At 69.0% G+C, this 2323-nt stretch carries 2 protein-coding genes; both read right to left on the bottom strand.

The window, feature by feature from the left end; all coding sequences use genetic code 11:
- Positions 1-387: 387 nt before the first annotated feature.
- Positions 388-1866 carry an IMP dehydrogenase gene (guaB, locus tag VF647_16125; protein ID HEX8453629.1) on the bottom strand — a complete coding sequence of 493 codons (1479 nt, stop codon included), beginning with the start codon at positions 1864-1866 and terminating at the stop codon, positions 388-390.
- A 159-nt stretch (positions 1867-2025) separates the two neighbouring features.
- The coding region (locus VF647_16120) for a hypothetical protein (protein HEX8453628.1) at positions 2026-2323 on the bottom strand (298 nt) is incomplete at its 5' end.

The following is a 2323-nucleotide window of genomic DNA, read 5'->3' as shown; positions in this document are numbered from 1 at the left end:
GAACTCGGGGCGCAGGGCAATCAGCCCGACGTTGGCGGTGTCGCCCTTGTCGCCCGAGCGGGCGTGGGCGAGATGGACGAGCTGGATGCGGGGCATGGGCGTTTAGTGCGTTAGTGCGTTAGTGCGTTAGTGCGTTGCGGGTGTAGCCCTTCATTTGTCATCCTGAGCGAAGCGCCTCTCCGTCCTCGACTCGCGTCCGGCCTCTGGCGCGAAGCGAAGGATCTACTGCGCGTGACGAGGGGCTCGCGGTGTTACCCGCCGTCCTCGTGCCTCGCCGGCTAGATCCTTCGGTCGCCGCAGGAGAGTGGAGTGCAGCGCCGGCCTCTGCGATGCGGCTCCCTCAGGATGACAAAAAAGCGCACTCACGCACTCACGCACTCACGCACTTCAGGAGTGGTAATTCGGCGCCTCACGCGTGATCGTCACGTCGTGCGGGTGCGATTCGCGGAGGCCGCCGCCGGTGATGCGCATGAACTGCGGCTCGGTGCGCAGCGCGTCCAGAGTGCCGCAGCCCAGGTAGCCCATGCCGGAGCGCAGGCCGCCGATGAGCTGGTAGATCGTATCGGCGACGGCGCCCTTGTACTCCACGCGCCCTTCGATGCCCTCGGGGACGAACTTGCGCGCGTCGCCGTGCTCCTGGAAGTAACGGTCCGCCGAGCCCTCCTGCATGGCGCCCAGGCTCCCCATCCCGCGCAGCGTCTTGAAGCGGCGGCCCTCCAGGAGGAACGACTCGCCCGGGCTCTCGTCGGTGCCGGCGAGCATGGAGCCCATCATCACCGTGTGGGCTCCGGCGGCCAGCGCCTTCACCATGTCGCCCGAGTACTTGATCCCGCCATCCGCGATCACGGGCACCTGGCCGGCGGCGCCCTCCACCGCGTCCAGCACGGCGGTGAGCTGCGGCACGCCCACACCCGTCACCACGCGCGTGGTGCAGATGGAGCCGGGGCCCACCCCCACCTTCACCGCGTCCACGCCGCGCTCCACCAGCGCCGCCGCCCCCTCGCGCGTCGCCACGTTCCCGGCGATGATCTGCACGTCCGGGAAGTGCTCGCGCACGCGCGAGACGGCGTCCAGCACGCCGACGGAGTGGCCGTGGGCGGTGTCCACCACCAGCACGTCAACCCCGGCGTCGATCAGGGCGCGGGCGCGCTCCAGGTCCTTTTGAGGGTGCGCGCCGATCGCCGCGCCCACGCGCAGGCGGCCGCGCTCGTCCTTGCAGGCATTGGGGAACTGTGCGCGCTTGCGCACGTCCTTGACGGTGATCAGCCCGCGCAGCATCCCGGCTTCGTCCACCACCGGCAGCTTCTCGATGCGGTGGCGGTGGAGGATGCGCACCGCCTCCTCCAGCGACGTGCCCACGGGGGCGGTGACGAGGCCCTCGCGGGTCATCGCCTCGCCCACCGTGCGGTCCATGTCCGTCTCGAACTGGAGGTCGCGGTTGGTGAGGATGCCCACCAGCAGCCCGCCCTCCTCCACCACAGGCACGCCGCTCACCGAGAAGCGCTCCATCAGCTGCACGGCCTCGCGCAGCGGCGCGCCCGGGGGCACCGTGATGGGCGAAGCGATCATCCCGCTCTCGGAGCGCTTCACCCGGTCGACCTCCTCGGCCTGGCGGGCGACGGTCATGTTCTTGTGGATGATCCCCATCCCGCCCTGCCGCGCCATCGCGATCGCCATGCGGCTCTCGGTAACGGTGTCCATCGCCGCCGACACGAGCGGGATGGTGAGCGAGATGGTGCGGGTCAGCATCGTCCCCACATCCGTCGTGCTCGGGTGCACTTCCGAGCGGCGGGGTACGAGGAGGACGTCGTCGAAGGTCAGCCCCTCCCCCGCGAAGCGGGTGGCGGACGCGGCGGGTCGGTTCATCGGGCCTCCACAATGCAGCGAGCCCGCCGGTCCCGTCTCCGCGGTGCGGAGGGGACGGCGGGCAGTCGGTTCGGTTGCGCGCGGTTCAGGTGTTCCATAGTGAAAGATACGGAGAGGGCCGCCGGGCTGTCAACGCCCCGCGGCCCCCTCCACCACCCGTCAACTGGCGGCACCGTCAGAGGCGTTTCGAACAATACGAACCGTTCCCACGCCAGCGAGGCGAATGGGTACCACATTCCTTGCTCCTTCAAGAATCCGTTTTGTGATCGGGTCGCCTCGCGCTGCGTCGGAGGTGTGCAGTCGGTACGGAAGTACTTCCTCGGAACCGTCCTCCGCCGTTCTCACCGAATAGTCCGCAATCACCGTCAGGGTGCGGGTTCCTGCGACCTTCGGCCTCTCGGCTAAGTCCTCGCTCAGCAGGCGGTCAACCGCGAAGAACAACGCATCGTTCAGGGCC

This window comes from Longimicrobium sp., from assembly GCA_036387335.1.
In the GTDB taxonomy this organism is placed as follows: Bacteria; Gemmatimonadota; Gemmatimonadetes; order Longimicrobiales; family Longimicrobiaceae; genus Longimicrobium.
Note: the sequence above shows the minus strand (reverse complement) of the source record. Positions and strands in the feature narration are given on the sequence as shown.

Excerpts from the sequence above, each read along its gene's own strand:
- guaB (HEX8453629.1), bottom strand. The coding sequence starts at position 1,866 with ATGAACCGACCCGCCGCGTCCGCCACCCGCTTCGCGGGGGAGGGGCTG.